Here is a 20279-nt window from a genome sequence, read left to right on the forward strand (position 1 = left end):
GTCTTTTCCTTCATCTTGTCATTTTCATCTCAAATCGCCCTTAAAATCGTAGTTTTTGGTCGATCTCTTTCGAACCCCGATGACTTCGCGCCCACCTTGGCGCACCATGGTGACAGCCGCCTTTGGCAAAGATGGCGGATGCGTGTTAAGGTGACATTGAGGCTTTGATAAACTTTTGATGTTTTTCAACGAAGCTTCAAGCTCGTTCCCGTAAGCTATGCGGTGTTCAAGGCAAGTGAGGAGGGGTCGAGGTGAGCCAGGCCCAGGCGAAGAAACCGCATCTTCACGAGGTCGATCTGATGCGGGCCTGCATCATCTTGGGCGTCATCTGTGTGCATGTCCTGTCGAGTTTCAACGTTCGCACGCCGGACGGATCGTGGATGGACGTGTCCTCTGGCATTCTGATGATGACGTTCCATTTCACGCGCGAAGCGTTCATGTTCATCACCGGCCTCGTTCTCTTCTACACCTATTACGATCGCCCATTCACCGCCACGTCGTTTTGGAAGAAGCGGTTTCTGCTCATCGCCATTCCGTACATTGCGTGGACGGCCATTTACATTCTGTTTCAAGGGACGTTTCTCAAGGGGTTCGAGTGGACCGCGTCTTATCTCGTCCACACGTTCCTCACGAGCCTGGCCACCGCGAATCAATATTTCCTGTATTTTCTTCTCGTCTCCATGCAACTATACGTCGTGTTTCCGCTGATGGTGCGCTGGCTCAAGCGCTCGGAGCGGCATCATCGGGCGATTGTCGCGGCCGCCTTTTTCGTCGAGATCGGCATCATGATCTGGAATCAGGCCTCGCTGCAGTTCGTGAACGTATATCAGTTGCCTGAGTGGCTCCGCATCCTCGTGCGATATCGGGATCGCGACATCTTCACGTACGAGTTCTGGTTCATCGCGGGCGCGATGTTCGCCATCTATTATCCGCGCGTCAAGGCGTGGGCCATGTCGCACGCGCGTACGCTCTTCTGGACGTGGCTTGGCATGTGGTGCCTGCTCTTTGGCATCTACTTTCTCAATCGAGATGGGTTCCACCTCACGGGAGGGGAGATTGTCGACACGCTGCAGCCTGTCATGGTGCCCTACAGCCTGGCGGTGGCGCTTGTGCTGTGGCGCATCGGGCTTGGCTGGCAAGCTCGGCGAGCCCGGGGGCTCATGCCGCGCGCGAGCCGCGTCATCCGCTTTTTTGGCGGCGTGAGCTTCGGCATCTTTCTCATTCACCCCATTGCGCTTCGCTTCGTCGAGCTCCTGGCGGACCAGATTCATGTCTCGCTCCCTGTGCAGTACGCCATGCTGCCCATCTGGATTGCGTTGACCTACGTGTCCTCCGGCATCGCCGCGTACCTCATCGGAAAGATTCCGTTCGTCGGATACATCGTCGGCGAAAAGGCGGGCCTGCCGAAGTCCATGGCGCGCAAGACCGCCTCCAGTGTGGCGGGATGAGACGTTCCACACGGATTCGAATCTCGGAATCGAGGTGTTTCGCATGTCCAATCTAAACGACGCGTTGTCGCGCGCGCTCGCCGATCCGTCGCGATCCGTCGTCTGGGACGGCCGCTGGTACACGTGCGGCGAGGTCCGCGCACACGTTGAGGAGATCCGGTCTCAGCTCTCCGCCCTCGGCGTGCGTCCCGGGCATCGTGTGATGGTGGCCCTGCCGAACTCGTACGCGTTTGTGGTGAGCTATCTCGCGTGTCTGGACCACGGCGCCATCTGCGTGCCCGCCAACAGCGAAATGCCGACGGGCGAGCTCGAACGAGCGCTTGCCCGCTACCGGGCGGATTACGGCATCGTTGCGCCTGCGGCCGGCGAACGGTGGGGCGACTTGCTTCGTGCGCACCGCTTCACCCGCGGGCCCTCTGTGGACGCCGAACGCGGGCAGGTGGTTCAAATCTGGCAACGCTCCTCTGGGTCTGCGCCCGAGGCGCGGCAAGGCACCTCAGAACAGCAGCCGGCCGTGCTCATGTTCACGTCCGGCACGACGGGCGAGCCCAAAGGTGTGCTTCTGACGCACGGACACCTTTTTGCAGCCGTGCAGAACGTGATGCGGAGCCATGAGCTCACTGCGTCGGACGTCGCATACTGCATCTTGCCGCTCTTTCACATCAACGGCCAGGTGATTGTCCTCCTGTCGACGCTCGTGTCGGGCGGCCGGATCGTCATGCGCGACAAGTTCCACGCCTCCTTGTTCTGGGACGACATCCGCCACCACGGCGTCACCTGGGTCTCCTGCGTCCCGACGATTTTGTCCATCGTCGCCAAGCGCCCGGTGCCCAAGGAGGCGCTCGGCACGCTCCGTTTTCTGCGATCCGCCTCCGCGCCGCTCACGCCGGCGGTGGCCGCGCGGATGGAAGCGGCTTGCGGCGTGCCGGTCATTGAGGCGTACGGCATGACGGAGGCTGCGGGGCAGATCTGCACCAATCCGCTGCCGCCGGGCGCGCGGAAGCCGGGATCGGTCGGCAAGCCGGTCGGGATGTCCCTTCTCATTGTCGACGCGGAGCGCAAGCCTGTCGCGCCTTATGAACTCGGTGAAATTGCCATCCGCGGCGCCAATGTCATCGAGCACTACGAGGGCATGGAGCCTGCGCCCGACTACGGCTACGGCCCGGGTTGGATTTACACGGGCGATCTCGGCTACATGGATGAGGATGGCTACGTGTACATCACCGGGCGCGCGAAGGAGATGATCAATCGCGCGGGCGAGAAGATTTCGCCGCGGGAAATTGAGGACGTGCTGAACGCGCACGAGGCGGTGGCGCGCTCCGCCGTGGTGGGGCTCCCGGACCCGCTCTACGGGGAGCGGGCCGTGGCGTGGGTGGTGCCGGAGGAACCGGATGCCATCGACGCGGACGCCTTGCGGGCCGAGCTGGAGTCGCTCTGCGCGGCGCATCTCGCCAGGCCCAAGCGGCCGTCCCAGATCGTCATCGCGCGATCCCTGCCGGTGAACGCGACGGGCAAGGTGCAGAAACACGTGTTGCGCAACTTGGAGCCGCGTGATAGGCTTGCTTGAACTGGGGTGTGCGACCCAGGGTGCGGAAAGACTGAAGGAGGATGGCATTGAAGAAGGAACGGTGGATTTCCGGGTTCGTCGGCGCGGCCGCGGGGGCGCTGGTCGTGGGCGGCGTGTGGTTTGGCACGTATGCGGCACACGGGGGCGGCTCGGTGGTGGCGATGGTGGGCAAGACCCCCATCACGAGACAGGAGCTCGCGCAGCAGTCGGAGGCCTATGCCGGATCGGCCATGCTGGAGGAGCTCATCGCCAATGCCCTGATTGAGCAGGCGGCGGCCAAACAGCACGTCACGGCGACGAATGCGGAGATCAATCAGCAACTCACCGCCATCGAGATGCAGAACGGCATCACGTCGGATGCGCAGTTGAATTCGCTGCTTGCCCAGAACCACATGACGAAGGCGCAGTTTCTGAATCAAATTCGCGACAACATCCTCGCTTCGAAGCTCGCTGAGGCGCAGGTTCACGTGACGGACAAGCAGATTGCGTCGTACTACAAGCAGAACGCGTCCATGTTCACGGTGCCCGAGACGCGCAAGATCGCCATCATCGCGGTAAAGACGAAGGCAGATGCGGAGAAGGCCCTCACGGAAATCCAGTCGGGGACGCCCTTCGCTTCCGTGGCGAAGTCCGTCTCTATCGACGCGGCCACCCGCTCCAAAGGCGGCCTGCTCGGAACCTTCAGCCTTGATGAACTGAAGGCGGGCGATCCCGCCATTGCATCCACGGCCTTCGCCCTCAAGGCCGGCGCGGTGAGCGACCCGGTCAAGGTGCAGGGCGGATACGACATCGTGCAGTGCCAAGCCATCACGCCGCAGCACGTGGAGCCGCTGTCCGCCGTTCGCTCGCAGATTATCCAGGCCATCAAGCAGCAGAATGCCGAAAGCGAGACGAAGCTTGTGGCGCAGCTCGCGAAGTCGGCCGATATTCGAATCCTCGACCCGTCGTACGAGGCGGTGCTCACGGCCATCAAGAACCCGACATCGACTTGACTGTCGGGCCCGCGGTGGGTGGCCCTTGCGGCGGCCGCCCGCGGCGGATGTCCAAAGATTGACGCTCGCCTTGCGTTCATCTTAAATTTCGTGTATCGTAACATATACATCGACTGTTGCATCGCGATACAAGCGGCAGCGCTGAATTCCTCCTGCGGAGGAAACGGGGGACCCAACTCTCGGGGTGAAACGACATCCGTCGTGGGGCGCCTTTCCGCCCTAACCCGTCAGCTAACCTCGTAAGCGCACGGAAAGGGGACGATGCCATGTATCGCCGCTTTCTTCTCCTCGCTTTTTCTACCGGTGAGCCTCGTTGGTGCACCTCCTCTGCCGATCCCCCTCGCGCGATATCGCAGCTGCCTGTGTGTCTTTACGCAGGCGGCGCAGTTGAGATCGCCAAACCTTGAGGGGGGAGACCATGGATCTGCAAGCGACAAGGCCGGCCAATCCCGTCGAAGACGCGAAGTGGAGTCCGTTTCACCTGAAGCTCACCATCTATTCGTCTGGCGGGCCGTTTCTCGACGGGTACATCCTGAGCATCGTCGCCGTGGCGCTCACGCAGTTGACGCCTGAACTGCACCTCAACGCCATGTGGAGCGGGCTCGTTGGTGCATCGGCACTCATCGGCATCTTCATCGGCGGACTGCTCGGATACGTGACGGATCGGTTTGGGCGTCAGCTCATGTACACCATCGATTTCGTGTTGCTCATCGTGGCCTCGATTTTGCAGTTCTTTGTGCACAGTGCCTGGGAGCTCTTCGCCTTGCGCGTGGTGCTCGGCATCGCAGTCGGCGCGGATTATCCCATCGCGACGTCGCTTCTGACCGAGTTCGCGCCGCGCAAACATCGCGGCATGATGCTCGGCGTGACGGTCATCGCGTGGTACGTGGGCGCCACGGTCGCGTATCTGGTGGGGCAGTGGCTTTTGCCCATCGGGCCGGACGCATGGCGGTACATGCTGGCGTCGAGCGCGGTGCCGGGCATCGCGCTCGTGATTCTGCGGCTCGGGACGCCGGAGTCACCCCGTTGGCTGCTGCAGCAGGGCCGGGCGCGCGAAGCGCTGAAGGTGCTTCGCGACATCTACGGGCCGGGAGCCAGCCTGAAGCACATCGCGGTGCCGGATGAGAAACGCACGCGCACCAGCTACCTGACGCTGTTCAATCGCACGTATTGGAAGCGAACGCTGTACGTGAGTGGATTTTTCACGGCCGCGGTCGCGCCGCTCTTCGCGATGCTGACGTTTGGCCCGACGCTCCTCGACGAGTACCACGTGCTCAGCGGATCGTCCGGGTACGGTTCGGCGCTCATCAGCGTGCTGTTCATCGTGGGGTGTGTGCCCGCGCTATGGTTTCTGAATCGCCTCGGGCGCAGGGCGACGATGATCGCCTCGTTTGCCGTCATGACCGTCGGCATGTTGCTCCTGGGACTGTTCCCGAAGGGGCCGCTTTGGGTCATCGGCCTCGGTTTTCTGCTGTACGCGCTGTTTTCCGGCGGGCCGAACATCATGGAGTGGCTTGCGCCGAACGAGTTGTTTCCTACGGAGGTGCGCGGCACCGCGGTTGGCGTGACGACCTGCATCAGCAGGCTGGGGGCCGTGGCCGGCACGTACCTCCTGCCGTGGGCTTTGGCTCGCTATGGCGTGGGTCCGACGATGTTGGTGGGGGCGCTCGTGACGTTCGGCGGATTCTTAATCTGCCTCTTCCTGGCGCCGGAGACGCGCGGCCTCACCCTGAACGCGGCGAGCGTCGGGGAGGACGTCGAGATGGAAAGTGCCTGGCGCTCCTCCGAACGCCGCCTGCGCGTCGGCCGCTGAGCCCTTCGCGATGGACGGAGAAGCCCTGGCTCCTCGTCGGGTTGCCAGGGCTTCTTCTCATTTCACGGCACACACGGTTTCACGTTCTCACGGCCTGACTCTTCACCAGGACGGCCACCAGTTGCCAGAGGGCGCCGAGCCCGACGAGCGCGTACACGAACTGCGAGAGCCAGGTTGCGCCGAAGATGGCACCCACGAGGTTGTAGTTGGCGAATCCAATCAGGCCCCAGTTGATGCCCCCAATGACGATGAGCGCCCAGGCGATCCAGTCCACGGGGTTCCAGCGCACGGTCTCACCTCCAAACCGAATCTGTCGCTAGGGTGTTCTGGCTTTTACCGCGCTATGCACCGGGCTTAACGCAATTTGCCGTTGCCCACGTCGATGGCGCACGTATATACTTGTGTCTGAATCTTTATTCAGGTCCTGTACACAGGTCGTGTCGCCGCGCGTCATGCAAGAGAGAGACGATAGGAGTGGACGGAGTGAAATCAGAGCACCTGTTGGACGTGAGGCCGAGGGTGGACGCGCATTTTCCGCGAGACGAAAAGGGTCATCTTCTCATCGGCGGGGTGAGCGCGGTCGATCTCGTGGCACAGTTCGGCACGCCGCTCATCGCGTACGACGAGGGGCTGATTCGCGATACCATCCGCGCGTTTCACCGCGTGTTTCAAGACGAAGGCGTGCCCTATCAGATTTCTTACGCCAGCAAGGCCTTCTGCACCATGGCCATCTGCCAACTCGCGCACGAGGAGGGCTTGGGCATCGACGTGGTGTCCGGCGGCGAGTTGTACACCGCGCTCGCGGCCGGCGTGCCGGCGAGCAAGCTCCACATGCATGGCAACAACAAAACGCCGGAGGAACTCGAATACGCCATTGAGAGCGGCATCGGGGCCGTGATCGTGGACAATTTCGACGAGATCGATCTCCTGGCCGATATCCTTCAAGAAACCGGGCGCACGGTCGATGTCCTGGTGCGGGTGGCGCCAGGTGTCGAGGCGCACACGCACGACTACATCTCCACCGGGCAGCAGGACTCCAAGTTTGGCTTCGATCTCGCCAGCCACCAGGTGGAGGAGGCCTTTTCGCGGCTCAAAGAGGTGGAACGCGCGCGGGTCATCGGCGTGCATGCGCACATCGGATCGCAGATCTTCGATGTGGAGGGCTTTCGACTGCTCGCCGATCGAATGGCGGGCGTGTACGAAGACGGCCTGCGCCGGTTCGGCCTGCCCTTTTCCGTGCTCAACCTGGGTGGCGGGTTTGGCATCCCGTACACGGATGAGGATGCGCCGCCGGTGGCCGATCTCGTCCGGGGTGTGATCCGCGCCGCCAAGGCGGCCTTTGCGGCGCGAGGCATGGACGTGCCGGTGCTCTGGATTGAACCCGGCCGAAGCATCGTCGGGCCCGCGGGCGTGACGCTGTACCGCGTGGGCAGTCGCAAGGTCATTCCGGGCGTGCGGAATTACGTCGCCATCGACGGGGGCATGACGGACAACCCGCGCCTGGCGCTCTATGGCGCGAAGTACCACGCGTGTTACGCAAATCGGGCGGCGGATCCGCCGGATCGCCCGTGGTCGGTGGCGGGCAAGTGCTGCGAGAGCGGGGACATGCTCATCTGGGATCTCCCGCTTCCGGATCCGCAGCCGGGGGATCTCCTCGCCGTCTTCGCGACCGGCGCGTACACGTATGCGATGGCGAGCCACTACAACCGCATTCCCAAGCCCGCCGTCGTGTTTTGCCGCGATGGCGAGGCGCGCCTCGTGGCGCGGCGCGAGACGTGGGCGGACGTGGCGCGGCTCGATGTGCCGCTTCGGTGATGGGGCCTAGAGGGCCCCTTTTTTCGTGGGCCGGCGGCGGTGACGGCCCGCAATTCCGGCTTCGGAGGCGGCAAGTGATATACTGAAAGGGGGCCACCAGGCACGCGCTGTGAAAGGGGTAGTGGCAAGTGGCGACGAAAGCGTTTGATAGTCTACTGGAACTCATCACGGAGACCTCCACGAATCTGCCGCCCGACGTGCGCCGGTCCATCAAGCGGGCGCAGCTTCAGGAGGAATTGGGCAGCCGCGCATCCATCGCCCTGAACACCATCATCGACAACATCATCTCCGCAGAGGAGGACGTGCAGCCCATCTGCCAGGACACGGGCATGCCGACCTTCATTGTCCATTGTCCGGTCGGTTTCAACCAAATCGAGTTCGAGAAAGAGATTCGTCGGGCCGTGGCCGAAGCGACGCGCCTTGGCAAGTTGCGGCCGAACTCGGTCGATCCGCTCACCGGCAAGAACACCGGCGACAATCTCGGCGAGGGCACGCCCATCGTGCACTTCCACCAGTGGGAGAAAGACGAGGTCGAGGTGAAACTGATTCTGAAGGGCGGGGGCTGCGAGAACAAGAACATCCAGTACGCGCTTCCCACTGAGCTTCCCGGCCTCGGCCGCGCGGGGCGCGATCTCGACGGCGTCCGCAAGTGCATCCTGCACGCGGTCTACCAGGCGCAGGGCCAAGGGTGCAGCGCGGGCTTCATCGGCGTTTGTATCGGCGGCGACCGCACGAGCGGCTACGAGGCGGCGAAGGAGCAATTGTTCCGGCCTCTGGACGACGTCAACCCGAATCCGCAGCTGGCAGAACTTGAGCAGTACATCATGGAGAAGGCGAATCAGCTCGACATCGGCACCATGGGCTTCGGGGGTCGGGTGACGCTCCTAGGGTGCAAGATTGGCGTGCGCAACCGGATTCCTGCGAGCTTCTTCGTCTCTGTGGCGTACAACTGCTGGGCCTTCCGGCGCCTGGGCGTGGTGCTCGATCCCGAGACGGGCGAAATCCGGCGCTGGCTGTACAAGGACGGCGAGGGCCAGCTCGAGCGGCCGAAACAGGCCTTTTCGACGGAGAACGCGATTGTCCTTCAGGCGCCCATCAGCGAGGAGCAGATCCGCAAGCTGAAGGTGGGTGACGTGGTGCTCATCCGGGGCGAGATCCACACGGGCCGCGACGAGCTCCACAAGTACCTCATGCACCACGATTCGCCCGTGGATCTCCGCGGCGGCATCCTGTATCACTGCGGGCCGGTCATGCTGAAGGACGAGAACGGCGAGTGGCATGTCAAAGCCGCGGGGCCGACGACGAGTTCGCGCGAGGAGCCTTACCAGGCCGACATCATCGAGAAATTCGGCATTCGCGCGGTCATCGGCAAGGGCGGCATGGGCGAGAAGACGCTGCAGGGTCTCAAGAAGTCGGGCGCTGTGTACCTGAACGCCATCGGCGGCGCGGCGCAATTCTACGCGCGGTGCGTGACGAAGGTGAAAGGCGTGGACTTCCTCGAGCAGTTCGGCATTCCCGAGGCGATGTGGCATCTCGAGGTGGACAACTTCCCAGCCATCGTCACGATGGACGCGCACGGGAACAGCTTGCACAAGGAAGTCGCCGAGGAGTCCATGGTCAAGCTTGAGGACCTCAAGGATCCTGTGTTTGTGTGATTGCGTGGAAAACACGTTTTTCGGAGGCTGCCCTGTATCCGTTGGCGAAGCGGTGAACGGGCAGCCTTTTTTTGTGTGTGGAGTACCGTCGGTTCCCCTTGTTCAATTCCTGCTCTCACTTGGCAGGACTCCGGACGATTTGCGAGAGCGACTGGACGGGGCGGCAGGTATGGTATGCTGACTGCGGTAGAACACGGTGTTGTCTAGCTGAACGCTATGTACAGGGGAGGAATCCATGTACGATGTCGATTGCTCGGATCGTCCCATACCTGAGTTTCCAGGGGAACGCGGAAGAAGCCCTGCACTTTTATGCAGAAGTGTTTGGGGGCGACGTGGTGGAGTTGCGCCGTTATGAAGACATGCCTGGTGCACAGATTCCTGAACACTATCGGACGAAGGTCTTGCATGCGCGGCTCAAATTGGGCGATGCGTGGTTGTTCATTTCGGACGTTTTTCCGAGGGACGGGGTACTCCCAGAGCGCAGTGCGGTCAGTTTGATGGTCGAGTTTTCGGCCGAATCGGAGATGGATGCCGTCTATACCCGTTTGGTGAAAGAAGCCAAAGTTCATATGCCGCTGCAGAAGACGTTTTGGGGTGCGAAATACGCGAAACTGACAGATCAATTCGGAATCACGTGGGACTTGAACTGTCAGCTGTGAAAGGGCCAATATACGGCGAAGGAATATTCGGTGGCTCAGACGATGCGCTGCTAAGTCTTACTCACGTCCAGTTCCTCGATTCACCGCGTGCGGGATGGCCCGCACCGTCTTATGAGGGGGCAAGCTGCCCCCTCCTTCCCCCCTGCTAGGAGGCTTTCCTGACGCTCACCGGGACCCCGCCACTCCATGCCGTGCACTTTCCCCCGACCAAAAATTTTGCCTTTGGCCAAATGTGCAGGTCACAAATTGCCGAGACCGGCGTATAATAGGGTCAGAAAGTTTCCTTGGGCTAAAAATCTTACCCGAATACAACTCATGTCCGGGGCCCCGATGGCGGGGCAGTTCCCGGCGGAGGGGGCGATGAGGTGAGTGTGACGACCACGAGCTTGCAGACGTCTGACGCAAAGGCTGTGCGAGCGGCCAGGGCCGCCTTGGATCATCGGCGCAGGGGGTTGCGCGCGCTGCTCCCGTTTCTCGGCCCGGCGTTTGTCGCCTGTGTGGCGTACATTGACCCGGGCAATTACGCGACCAACATCCAGAGCGGTTCAGAGTTCGGCTATCGCCTGCTGTGGGTGGTGGTGCTCGCCAATCTGATGGCGATGCTCATTCAGCACCTGTCCGCAAAACTTGGCATCGCCACGGGCAAAAGCCTGCCGGAGATATGCCGAGATCACTTTCCCAAGTGGCTGACCTACGTGATGTGGGCGTTCTCCGAAGTCGCGGCCATGGCCACCGATATCGCGGAGTTTTTGGGCGCAACCGTGGGCTTGAATCTGTTGCTCCACATCCCTATGCTGTGGGGAACGCTCGTCACGGGCGTCGTGACGTATCTCATTCTGACCTTGGACCGCCTGGGATTCCGGCCGCTCGAGAAGTTCATCACGGCGTTCGTCCTGATCATCGCCCTGTGCTACGTCGTGGAGACGGTTTTTTCGAAGCCCAATTGGGGCCAGGTGGCCTATCACAGCGTGGTGCCGTGGCTGGGGAACCAGGCGGCGGTGCTGCTCGCCGTCGGCGTGATCGGTGCGACGGTCATGCCGCACGTGGTGTACTTGCATTCGAGCCTGACGCAAAACCGCATTCAGCCGCGCGATGAAGAAGACAAGGTGAAAATCGCGCGCTTCAGCGCAAAAGAGGTCGCCATCGCCATGTCGCTCGCTGGGCTCGTGAACCTGTCGATGATGTTCATGGCCGCGTCGGTGTTCCACAACACAGGTCACACGGGCGTCGCCGACATCTCCACCGCGTACAAGACCCTGACACCGCTCCTTGGCCCGGCGAGCGCCGCGGTATTTCTCATCTCGCTGCTCGCCTCCGGCTTTTCGAGTTCAGCGGTGGGCACGATGGCCGGGCAGGTCATCATGCAGGGGTTCGTCGGCTTCACCATTCCGCTCTGGCTTCGGCGCGTCATCACGATGATCCCGACGGTCATCATCGTCGCTCTCGGGCTCAATCCGACCGAGACGCTCGTGCTGAGCCAGGTGGTGCTGAGCATCGTCCTGCCGATGCCGGTGGTGGCCCTGATCTACTTCACGCGCCGGCCGGACATCATGGGGCGATTGGTCAATCGGCGGCTGACCACCTGGGTGGCGAGCTTCTGCGCGAGCGTGATCGTCGTCTTGAACATGATCCTTCTGTACCTGTCCTTCGGCGGCAGCTTCTGAGGTCGCTCGTGTGCCCGGCGCGTGCCGGGCCTTTTTTATGCCGTCCGGGCCAAACGCGCGCGAACTTTGTGGACGAGATCGAGATACGGCGCGAGATCGCCGCGCGTCACGCGCCACAGCGCCCTGCTGTCGCGCCCGGAAGCCCGCCGATACCAGGTGACGTACAGGGCGAGTTCCAGCACGTACGAGAGCGTTGAGGCGATGGACGCGCCGTACATCCCGGCGAGCGGAATGAGTCCCAGGCACATGAGGGCGTTGGCGGCGATCACGGCCAGGTTCACCCACGTGAGCGCCGTGGGGCGCCCGAGCGCGTTGGTGAAGTACTGCGCAATCACATTGGCCGTGGCCTTGAGCACGAGGCCCGGGAGGAGCACGTAGAACGGGCCGAGGCTTCCGCCGTACTTGTGCCAGCTGTAGATGAGCACGATGAGCGGCATGCCCAGGGCCAGGGCGCAGGCGGCGAAGATGGACGTGACGAGCGTCTGCCGCGAGGCGTTTTCCGTGATGGCGCCGGCGTCGTCCACGCTCGCCGCCGTCACGCGGTGAAAGACCATGGTCGCGATGGTTTGCGTGAGGGTGTTGAGGATTTCCGCCGCGGCGACCGCCACGCCGTAGATGGAGAGCGTAGTGGCGCTGTGCAACAGCGCGAGCATCCAGAAGTCCGTCCGATAGTTGACGTACCCGGTGACAATGGCGAGCGAAGAAGCTGTGCCATACCGGTAGAGCCCTCGCCATTCTGCCCGGTGGAATCGCCACTTGAGCGTCTCTCCGAACCCGAGCTTCTGATACGTGACAGCGAGCGTCAGCGCGACGCAAAGGGCCCAGGAGATGAGCCAAATGCGAAACGTCCACACGAGACGGGGCCCGGGAGCCATGTGCCAGTGAAACGCGATGAAGGCGAGGTACAGGACGAGAAACGCCACAGCTTGCGCGATGTTCACGCGGTTCAGCCACGAGATCTCCCCGAGCGAGTTGAGGAGCTTCGAGCCGTATCCGAACAGAAACGTGAAGGGAATCCCGACCATCGCATAGGCGATGGAGAGGGGTGGGTGCCAAATCCAAATGGCGGCGAGGGCGCACAGCCAGACGGCGATGCTGAACAGATACATGACGAAGTTCCCCATCTGCACAATCTGCGCCTTGTCGTGTGGCCTGCGGGGCAGCGCGTAGGAAAAATAATTCGTGTATCCGCCCGAAAATGACTGACCCAGGGTGGCCACGGTCGTGGAGAGCTGAAATTCGCCGCGGCTCGCCGTCGGAAGGTAACGCGCGGCAATGGCGCTGTTGGCGAAGGTGAGAAACGAGGACAGTCCCCGGTATGCAAAGCTGTACAGCGTGAGCTTTCGTCCCATCACGATGGTTCGTCTCCATTTCCGGCCGAGCCGAGAATCGCGCGCAAATCTGCCACGTATCACTTTACTGGAGTCTGTCCCATCCGTGAAGGGGCGTCGCACAGCCCATTCCGCGCTGTGGTACCATGGACGCGAAGGAGCTCGAGACGAGAGGGTGGCTTTGCATGCGAGCGGTGGACGTGATCGACAAGAAGCGAAGAGGGGAGGCTTTGGCGGAGGAGGAGCTTCGGTTTCTCATCGAGGGGTACGTGGCTGGGAGAATCCCGGACTACCAGATGAGCGCCTTTCTCATGGCGGTGGTCTGGCGAGGCATGACCCGCGAGGAAACGCTTGCGCTCACGCGGCTCTTGGCCGATTCCGGCGAACGGCTGGATCTCTCGGGCATCCCGGGCGTGAAGGTCGACAAGCACAGCACCGGCGGCGTGGGAGACAAGGCGACGCTCGTCGTGTTGCCGCTCGTCGCGTCCATCGGCGTGCCGGTCATCAAGATGTCCGGGCGGGGGCTTGGTCACACGGGAGGGACCATCGACAAGCTCGAGTCCATCCCGGGATTTCGCACAAATCTGAGCGTGGCGGAACTCGTGGCGCAGGTGAGGCAGGTGGGCATCGCGCTGGGAGGACAGACCGCGGATCTGGCGCCGGCGGACAAGAAGCTGTACGCGCTCCGGGACGTCACGGGAACGGTGGAGTCGTTGCCCCTCATCGCGAGTTCCGTGATGAGCAAGAAGCTGGCGGGCGGCGCCGACGCCATCGTGCTCGACGTCAAGGTGGGCGACGGTGCGTTTATGAAGTCGCGCTCGGACGCGCGCAGGCTCGCGAGGCTGATGGTCGAAATCGGCGAGGCGGCGGGCAGGCGGACGGTTGCCGTTCTCAGCAACATGGACCAGCCGCTCGGGTGCGCCATTGGGAACGCGCTCGAGGTGGCCGAGGCCATCCGCGTGCTGTCCGGCGAGGGACCGTTCGATCTCGCCGAGATCGCGCTCGCCCTGGCGGAGGAGATGACCGTGCTGGCGGGGGTCGCCGCGACGCGCGAGGAGGCGCGCCGCATGTTACGCCAATCGGTCGCCGAAGGCCGGGCGCTCGAGACACTCCGGCGGTGGATTGCGGCGCAGGGCGGCGATCCGGCCGTCGTCGACGATCCAAGCCGTCTCCCGCAGGCGCCGGTCCAAATGCCCTATCTGCCGAAGAAGGCCGGGTTTGTCGCCAAGCTGCCCGCGCTCGCGTTCGGGCTCGCGGCGATGCGGCTTGGCGCGGGCCGGGAGACGAAGGACGCGGCCATCGATCCGTCCGTCGGGATCGTGCTGCATGCGAAGGTGGGCGACCGCGTCCAGACCCACCGCCCGATGTTCACCGTGCACGCGCGCACGGAGGAGGACGCCCTCCGCTGCATTCGGGAGATCGAGGAAGTCATGGAGATTTCGGACGATCCCGTCGAGGCGCCGCCGCTCATCCTCGCCCGGATCGACCGAAGCGAGGCTCTGCCCCACGCCGATCTGATGGAGGCCGCGCGAGAGGCGCGCGAGCGCGCGTATGTGCCGTACTCCGGCTTCGCCGTGGGCGCGGCGCTTGAGCTTGCGGACGGGCGCATGGTGACCGGCGCCAATGTCGAGAATGCGTCGTATGGGCTCACCAACTGCGCGGAGCGGTCCGCGGTGTTTCGCGCCGTCGCCGAGAGTGCGCCAGGCGCGAGGCCCGAGATTCGCGCGGTGGCCGTCATTGCGGACAGCCCGGAGCCGGTCTCTCCCTGCGGCGCGTGCCGGCAGGTGTTGGCCGAATTCTGCCCGCCCGACACGCCGGTCTACCTCGGGAATCTCCGGGGCGATGTGGTGGAGATGACCGTCGGCCAGCTTCTCCCGGGCGCGTTCACGGACGCGCAGATGGCAAACGTCAGGCGGCAAGACAAGGAGGCGTGAAGCGTGGCATCACAGGTGATTTGGGCGCGCGACGTGCGCGGCAAGGCGAGGCAGGAGATCGATCCCGAGTTTCGCTGGAACCTCGAAGACATCTACCCGGACCAAGAGGCGTGGCGCAAGGACGCCGATCGCGTCCGCGCGCTTGCGGAAGCGTTCGTTCAGTTTCGCGGGCGGTTGAACACGTCCGGCGAGACGCTCCTCCATGCGCTGCGAGCGCACGACGAACTTAGCCAAATCCTCTGGAAGCTCTTCGTCTACGCCAAGATGAAGCTCGACGAGGACACGACGGAGAGCTGGCGGCAGGCGCTCTTTGCGGAGGCCCAGCGGCTCGCCGCCGAAATCCAGGCGACGACGTCGTTTTTCTACCCTGAACTCGTTCAGCTCTCCCCGGAGCAGGTCGAAGGCTGGCTCGAAACGGTCGAAGGGCTCGGCTTGTACCACTTCTTCCTCGAGGAAACGCTCCGCCAGCGCGATCACGTCCTGACCCCGGAGCAGGAGGAGCTTTTGGCGCAGTTCAGCGAGGTGCTGCACGCGCCGTCCGAGATCTTCGAGATGTACAACAACGCGGACACGGTCTTCCCGGTCATCCGCGACGAAAACGGGGAAGACGTGCAGGTGACGCACGCGCTGTACCACGAGCTGTTGGAGCGGCGCGATCGCGGCGTGCGCGAGCGGGCGTTCCACGCGGTGTACGACACGTACAAGAAGCATCGCAACACCATTGCGGCGCTGTATGCGGCGAGTGTCAAGCGGAACGCAGTCAACGCGCGCGTGCGGCGATATCCGTCCGCGCTCGACGCGGCGCTCGACGCGGATCGCATCCCGCGCTCGGTGTACGAAAACCTGATCCGCGCGGTGCGGGAGTCCCTTCCGGCGCTTCAGTCGTATCTCGCGCTGCGCAAGCGCGCGCTCGGGCTCGACGAACTGCGCATGTGGGATTTGTACGTGCCGCTCGTTGGCGAGATCGACTGGAAGGTCCCTTACGCAGAGGCGCGAGAGACCGTGCTGAAGGCCGTGCAAGTGTTTGGCGACACGTACGCGAGCGCCGCGCGCGAGGGGCTCTACGGCCGCTGGGTGGACGTGTACGAGACGCGGGGCAAGCGCTCGGGCGGCTACTCGTGGGGTACGTACGGCACGCATCCGTACATCCTTCTCAACTACACGGATTCCGTGCAGGACATGTTCACCCTGGCGCACGAGCTGGGTCATTCGATGCACAGCTATTTTTCGCGGAAGACGCAGCCGTACATCTACAGCGATTACACCATCTTCGTGGCCGAGGTGGCGTCGACGGTGAACGAGGCGATTTTGTACGACGACCTGCTCGGGCGAGAACAGGACCCGCTCCGTCGCGCGTACCTGCTCAACCGGCAGGTGGAGACCATTCGCACGACGCTCGTCGCGCAGACGCTTTACGCGGAGTTTGAGAAGCGCACGCATGAGCGCATCGAATCGGGCGGCGCCATCACGGCGGATTGGCTGGACGAGGTGTTTTACGACTTGAACCGAGCCTATTACGCGCCGGAGGTGGCGGTGGACGACGACATCGCCCACGGCTGGATGCGCATTCCGCACTTTTACTCCGCGTTTTACGTGTACAAATACGCGACCGGGATCTCGGCCGCGCTCGCCTTGGTGGAAAAGATCCGGCGCGAGGGGGATGAGGCGGTGGCGCGGTATCTCCAATTTCTGTCCTCGGGGAGCTCGAACACGTCGATTGAGCTCCTTCGGATGGCGGGCGTGGACATGACGAGCGACGCTCCGGTTCGCCAGGCGCTCGAGCGGTTCGCGCGGCTGACGGCGGAACTTGACGAGCTTTTGGCGGCGCGCTGACTAGGCGCGCCGCGAGGCGCATTTCGGGATCTCCACGGTGACCGTCGTGCCCGCACCGACCTGCGAGCGGACCGAGATGGACCCCCCGTGCGACTCGATGATGTGTTTGCACACGAAGAGGCCGAGCCCGGTGCCCGTGGACTTCGTGGTGTAGAACGGTCGGAAAATGCGATCCATGTGTTCGATCCCGCAGCCGTTGTCCACCACCTGCACGAGCACGCGGTCCTCCTTCTCTGCCACGTCCAGCCTCACCACGGCATGTGCCTGGCCGCGACATGCCTGAAGCGCATTCTGTACCAAATTGATGAGAACCTGCTTGATCTGAGCGGGACGCACGGCGGCCGGGATGGGATGCGCGGGGACGTTCAGTTCGAACGCAATATCGCAGAGGCTCGCCTCGGGGACGAGAAACCGATGGACGGATCGCGCAATTTCAACCATGTCGACCTCGGCCGCCTCCTCTCGGTCCGGTCGGCACAGGCCCATGAAATCCTCCAACAGTTCCCGTATGCGATCCAGCTCGCTGATGGTGAGCTCGAGGTAGCCGCGGTCCTTGTCGTCGCAGCGCTCCGCGAAGAGCTGCAGAAATCCACGCGCCGTCGTGAGCGGGTTTCGGATCTCGTGCGCGATCCCGGCACACAATTGGGCCAATGCGGACACTTTCTCGAATTCCTGCAATTTCTTTCGCATGCGTTCGATCACGCATTGACTTCTCCGCACGAGCGTGCGCTCGCAGCTTGTCCACGCCTGGGTCGCCGCGTGCGCGAGGTGGAGCGCGAGGCGCCCGAGGCTGCGAGGGTCCTCGTCCGATGCGCGCCGGATCACGGCGAGATGGCGGGCTCGTCCAACGGCCATAGGTAACCGCGTCCACGCCGTGTGCCATCCATCGGTGCGCAGAAGGGCGACCGCCGATAGGCCGAACTCGGTTCGCGGCGACATGCTCGTCTCTTGGGCGGCCACGGCAGGGAATTCGCGCGAGGCTGCGCTCAGGCACGCGGCCATTTCGTCCTTCTCCCATTCGCCGTGTGCCGCGCTCGTCATGACGCCGCCCTCGGCGTCGAGCACCAGGCACAGGAACGGATCGGGATCGGGGTGCGTGGCGGCGAGATCGCGCACGAACTCGAAAAAGGACATTTCGCGCGCGCTCGCGCGCACAAGGAGGTACGGCGCTCTGAGGCGGGGCGGAGAGGTCGCGCCCGAGACCTCATCAGGCCTGCAGAAGTCGTTGTCTTTCGAAGCCATGGGTGCGTATGCAGAGCCCAACGTGACAACCACCTTTGACGGCATCGCGAACAAATTTCTACACTTGTATCCATTATGCGACTCGGGCGAGCGTCGCACAAGACGATGAATTCCAGTTCACGCCCTTTCGACAAAGCTTCTAAAAATTCGAGATGAGGGGGCGATGGCCTCGGCGTGTGCATCGGGGCCTCAGCCGCCAGGAGGCGACTCCGGCTGATGGCCGTGCGCAAAGCGAGCGGTGCGGCGGTGGAGATGGGCGAACATGTCTTCGGCGCCGGCGAAGGCTTCGAGCCCGGCTTCCGTCACGCCGCCGGGCACGCAGACGGCGTCCACCACCTCGGCGAAGGACCAACCCGCCTCGAGCAGGCGGGCAAACCCGACGGCCGTGTCGCGGATGAGTTCGGCCGCTTCCGTCGAATCCAGAGCGCCGGTGGCAGCCGCGGCATTCGACCACGCGAGGCAGAGGCGCGCCCAAAAGGCCGGTCCGCAGCTGGTGAGATCCGACGCCACGCGCACTTGCTCGTCCGCGATGGAAAACGGGCGGCCGATGGGGCGGAGAAGATCCTCGACTCGCCGCTTGGTGCTTTGGTCTGCGGTCTCTGGATAGATGACGAGGATGACGCCCGATTTCGCCCACTGCGTGAGGCTCGGCACCATCTTGACAGGGATGGCGGGGGTGAGGCGCTGCCAAGCGGCGAGATCGGCTGTCGAAATCGTCGTGAGCAGGAGGCTCTTGGGCAAAAGCCGCGGGCCGATGTCGCGGATCACCTGTTCTCCGTTCGCGGCGCGCGTGCAGATGACCACCGTGTCGCACGCCTCGGCGATCTCGCAAAGGCCCCTGGCCACGGCGATGTGAGGGTGACGTTCGGCCACGAGGGCAGCCTTTTCCGGCGTACGGTTGAACACGAGGATGCGCTCGCCCGAGGTCTCCGCGAGCGTGGCGGCCAGCATGCCGCCCATGTGTCCGGTCCCAATGATGCCGATGGTCATGGTGGGCCACCCCCGATGCGATCTCGCTCTTGCCATGTATATGTCTTCCCTTGCCCCTTTAGACGCGCGCGGGAGGGTCTGGTACAATACAAGCGGAACAGCACCCCGAGATCAGAAGACGCTTGGAGATGGGAGGATTTTTGTGCCTAAGAAGACCGTGGAAGATGTGGCGTGGCAGGGCAAGCGCGCCCTCGTGCGCGTGGACTTCAACGTGCCCATGGACGACGCGCGCCAGATCACGGATGACACGCGCATTCGCGCGGCGCTGCCGACGATTACATATCTGTCGGACCGCGGCGCTCGCGTGATTCTCATGAGCCACCTCGGCCGGCCGAAGGGCGAACCGAATCCGAAGTACTCTCTTCGGCCGGTCGCGGATCACCTGGCGTCGCTCATTCCCGATAAGCGGGTGTCGTTTTGCCCGGAGGCCGTCGGTGAAGAGGCGCAGAAGGCGGTGTCGGCGCTTGCGGACGGCGACATTCTGCTTTTGGAGAACGTCCGCTTCTATCCCGGCGAGGAGAAGAACGACCCCGCGTTCGCCCGGCAACTGGCCGATCTCGGCGACGTCTTCGTGAACGACGCGTTCGGCTCGGCGCATCGCGCGCACGCGTCCACGGCCGGGATCGCGCAGTACCTGCCCTGCGTGGCGGGCTTCCTCATGGAGAGGGAAGTCGGCATCATGGGCAAGGCGCTCGCGAATCCGGAGCGCCCGTTCGTCGCGATCATCGGGGGCGCCAAGGTGTCGGACAAGATCAAGGTGATAGAAAATCTGCTGCCCAAGGTGGACGCGCTCATCATCGGCGGCGGCATGGCGAACACGTTTTTGGCGGTCGAGGGCCACGACATGGCGAAGTCGCTCGTCGAGGAGGACGCCAAGGAGACGGCGCGCCGCCTGCTCGATCTCGCCCGCACGTCGAACCGGAAGCTCCTGCTCCCCGTGGACGTGGTGGCGGCCAAGGCGTTTGCGCCGGACGCGGAGCATACGGTGAGGCTCGTGAGCGAGCTTCAACCGGACGAAATGGCGCTCGACGTCGGCCCTGCGAGCGTGGAGATGTTCCGGAACGAGATCCTCGGCGCGAAGACGGTCATCTGGAACGGGCCGATGGGCGTGTTTGAGATGCCTGCGTTCGCGAAGGGCACATTCGCCATCGCGCAGGCCATGGCGGAGGCGGATGCCACCACCATTGTGGGCGGCGGCGACTCGGTGGCTGCCGTGGAACAGGCGGGCGTGGCCGACAAGATGACCCATGTCTCCACGGGCGGCGGCGCTTCGCTGGAGTTTTTGGAGGGCAGAACCCTGCCCGGCGTGGCCGTGATCGAAGACAAGTGAGGAGGT

The 20279-nt window shown here is 63.4% G+C and carries 15 protein-coding genes and 1 riboswitch; of the genes, 11 read left to right on the plus strand and 4 right to left on the minus strand.

All coding sequences use genetic code 11. From position 1 onward, the window contains the following. Positions 1-251: 251 nt before the first annotated feature. The 4 genes from AACI_RS03650 (at position 252) to AACI_RS03665 (ending at position 5820) form a co-directional block, all read left to right on the plus strand. Positions 252-1448: an acyltransferase gene (locus AACI_RS03650; RefSeq protein ID WP_012810129.1), complete on the plus strand. Its 1197-nt coding sequence runs from the start codon at positions 252-254 to the stop codon at positions 1446-1448. A gap of 43 nt (positions 1449-1491) precedes the next feature. Further along, the gene (locus tag AACI_RS03655) at positions 1492-3015 is read left to right on the plus strand and encodes an AMP-binding protein (RefSeq protein WP_012810130.1); all 1524 of its coding nucleotides are present in this window, start codon (positions 1492-1494) and stop codon (positions 3013-3015) included. A 41-nt stretch (positions 3016-3056) separates the two neighbouring features. After that, the gene (locus tag AACI_RS03660; protein WP_148213729.1) at positions 3057-4007 is read left to right on the plus strand and encodes a peptidyl-prolyl cis-trans isomerase; all 951 of its coding nucleotides are present in this window, start codon (positions 3057-3059) and stop codon (positions 4005-4007) included. Positions 4008-4136: 129 nt separating this feature from the next. Next, positions 4137-4269, plus strand: a riboswitch (cyclic di-AMP (ydaO/yuaA leader). Between the two features lie 156 nt (positions 4270-4425). Continuing rightward, the gene (locus AACI_RS03665; protein WP_012810132.1) at positions 4426-5820 is read left to right on the plus strand and encodes an MFS transporter; all 1395 of its coding nucleotides are present in this window, start codon (positions 4426-4428) and stop codon (positions 5818-5820) included. Positions 5821-5899: 79 nt separating this feature from the next. Here AACI_RS03665 and AACI_RS03670 read toward each other — a convergent pair whose 3' ends face one another. Then, positions 5900-6109 carry a DUF378 domain-containing protein gene (locus tag AACI_RS03670; protein WP_012810133.1) on the minus strand — a complete coding sequence of 70 codons (210 nt, stop codon included), beginning with the start codon at positions 6107-6109 and terminating at the stop codon, positions 5900-5902. Positions 6110-6303: 194 nt separating this feature from the next. Here AACI_RS03670 and lysA point away from each other — a divergent pair, with 194 nt between their 5' ends. From lysA to AACI_RS03690, 4 genes are all read left to right on the plus strand, one after another. Continuing rightward, positions 6304-7635, plus strand: coding sequence for a diaminopimelate decarboxylase (gene lysA, locus AACI_RS03675; RefSeq protein ID WP_012810134.1), 1332 nt, complete (start codon positions 6304-6306; stop codon positions 7633-7635). Positions 7636-7763: 128 nt separating this feature from the next. After that, on the plus strand, positions 7764-9290 hold the full coding sequence (locus AACI_RS03680) for a fumarate hydratase (RefSeq protein WP_012810135.1): 1527 nt from the start codon (positions 7764-7766) through the stop codon (positions 9288-9290). Between the two features lie 242 nt (positions 9291-9532). Beyond that, the gene (locus tag AACI_RS03685) at positions 9533-9949 is read left to right on the plus strand and encodes a VOC family protein (protein WP_012810136.1); all 417 of its coding nucleotides are present in this window, start codon (positions 9533-9535) and stop codon (positions 9947-9949) included. 365 nt (positions 9950-10314) lie between these two features. Further along, a complete protein-coding gene (locus AACI_RS03690; RefSeq protein ID WP_012810137.1) occupies positions 10315-11613 on the plus strand; it encodes an Nramp family divalent metal transporter in 1299 nt (432 codons plus the stop codon). A gap of 35 nt (positions 11614-11648) precedes the next feature. On the opposite strand, the gene AACI_RS03695 is transcribed toward AACI_RS03690, so the two are convergent. Next, a complete protein-coding gene (locus AACI_RS03695; protein WP_245530767.1) occupies positions 11649-12965 on the minus strand; it encodes a polysaccharide biosynthesis C-terminal domain-containing protein in 1317 nt (438 codons plus the stop codon). Between the two features lie 164 nt (positions 12966-13129). Here AACI_RS03695 and AACI_RS03700 point away from each other — a divergent pair, with 164 nt between their 5' ends. Both AACI_RS03700 and pepF read left to right on the plus strand, forming a co-directional pair. Further along, a complete protein-coding gene (locus AACI_RS03700) occupies positions 13130-14878 on the plus strand; it encodes a pyrimidine-nucleoside phosphorylase (RefSeq protein WP_012810139.1) in 1749 nt (582 codons plus the stop codon). A gap of 3 nt (positions 14879-14881) precedes the next feature. After that, the gene (gene pepF, locus AACI_RS03705) at positions 14882-16711 is read left to right on the plus strand and encodes an oligoendopeptidase F (RefSeq protein WP_012810140.1); all 1830 of its coding nucleotides are present in this window, start codon (positions 14882-14884) and stop codon (positions 16709-16711) included. Here the strand turns inward: pepF and AACI_RS03710 are convergent, their stop codons facing one another. Both AACI_RS03710 and AACI_RS03715 read right to left on the minus strand, forming a co-directional pair. Next, a complete protein-coding gene (locus AACI_RS03710; protein WP_245530699.1) occupies positions 16712-17953 on the minus strand; it encodes a sensor histidine kinase in 1242 nt (413 codons plus the stop codon). 189 nt (positions 17954-18142) lie between these two features. Further along, entirely contained in the window at positions 18143-19030 is an 888-nt protein-coding gene (locus AACI_RS03715; protein ID WP_280959719.1) for a pyrroline-5-carboxylate reductase dimerization domain-containing protein, read from the minus strand. A gap of 55 nt (positions 19031-19085) precedes the next feature. Here AACI_RS03715 and AACI_RS03720 point away from each other — a divergent pair, with 55 nt between their 5' ends. After that, complete coding sequence (locus tag AACI_RS03720) at positions 19086-20273, plus strand: phosphoglycerate kinase (protein WP_012810143.1); 1188 nt, start codon at positions 19086-19088, stop codon at positions 20271-20273. Positions 20274-20279 lie beyond the last annotated feature (6 nt).

Source organism: Alicyclobacillus acidocaldarius subsp. acidocaldarius DSM 446, assembly GCF_000024285.1.
Taxonomy (GTDB): domain Bacteria; phylum Bacillota; class Bacilli; order Alicyclobacillales; family Alicyclobacillaceae; genus Alicyclobacillus; species Alicyclobacillus acidocaldarius.

Bases quoted from the DNA above. Each gene is read 5' to 3' on its own strand.
- AACI_RS03655 (WP_012810130.1), top strand. From the start codon at position 1,492: ATGTCCAATCTAAACGACGCGTTGTCGCGCGCGCTCGCCGATCCGTCG.
- AACI_RS03660 (WP_148213729.1), top strand. From the start codon at position 3,057: ATGGCATTGAAGAAGGAACGGTGGATTTCCGGGTTCGTCGGCGCGGCC.
- AACI_RS03665 (WP_012810132.1), top strand. From the start codon at position 4,426: ATGGATCTGCAAGCGACAAGGCCGGCCAATCCCGTCGAAGACGCGAAG.
- AACI_RS03685 (WP_012810136.1), top strand. From the start codon at position 9,533: ATGTCGATTGCTCGGATCGTCCCATACCTGAGTTTCCAGGGGAACGCG.
- AACI_RS03695 (WP_245530767.1), bottom strand. From the start codon at position 12,965: ATGGGACGAAAGCTCACGCTGTACAGCTTTGCATACCGGGGACTGTCC.
- AACI_RS03700 (WP_012810139.1), top strand. From the start codon at position 13,130: ATGCGAGCGGTGGACGTGATCGACAAGAAGCGAAGAGGGGAGGCTTTG.
- AACI_RS03710 (WP_245530699.1), bottom strand. From the start codon at position 17,953: ATGGCTTCGAAAGACAACGACTTCTGCAGGCCTGATGAGGTCTCGGGC.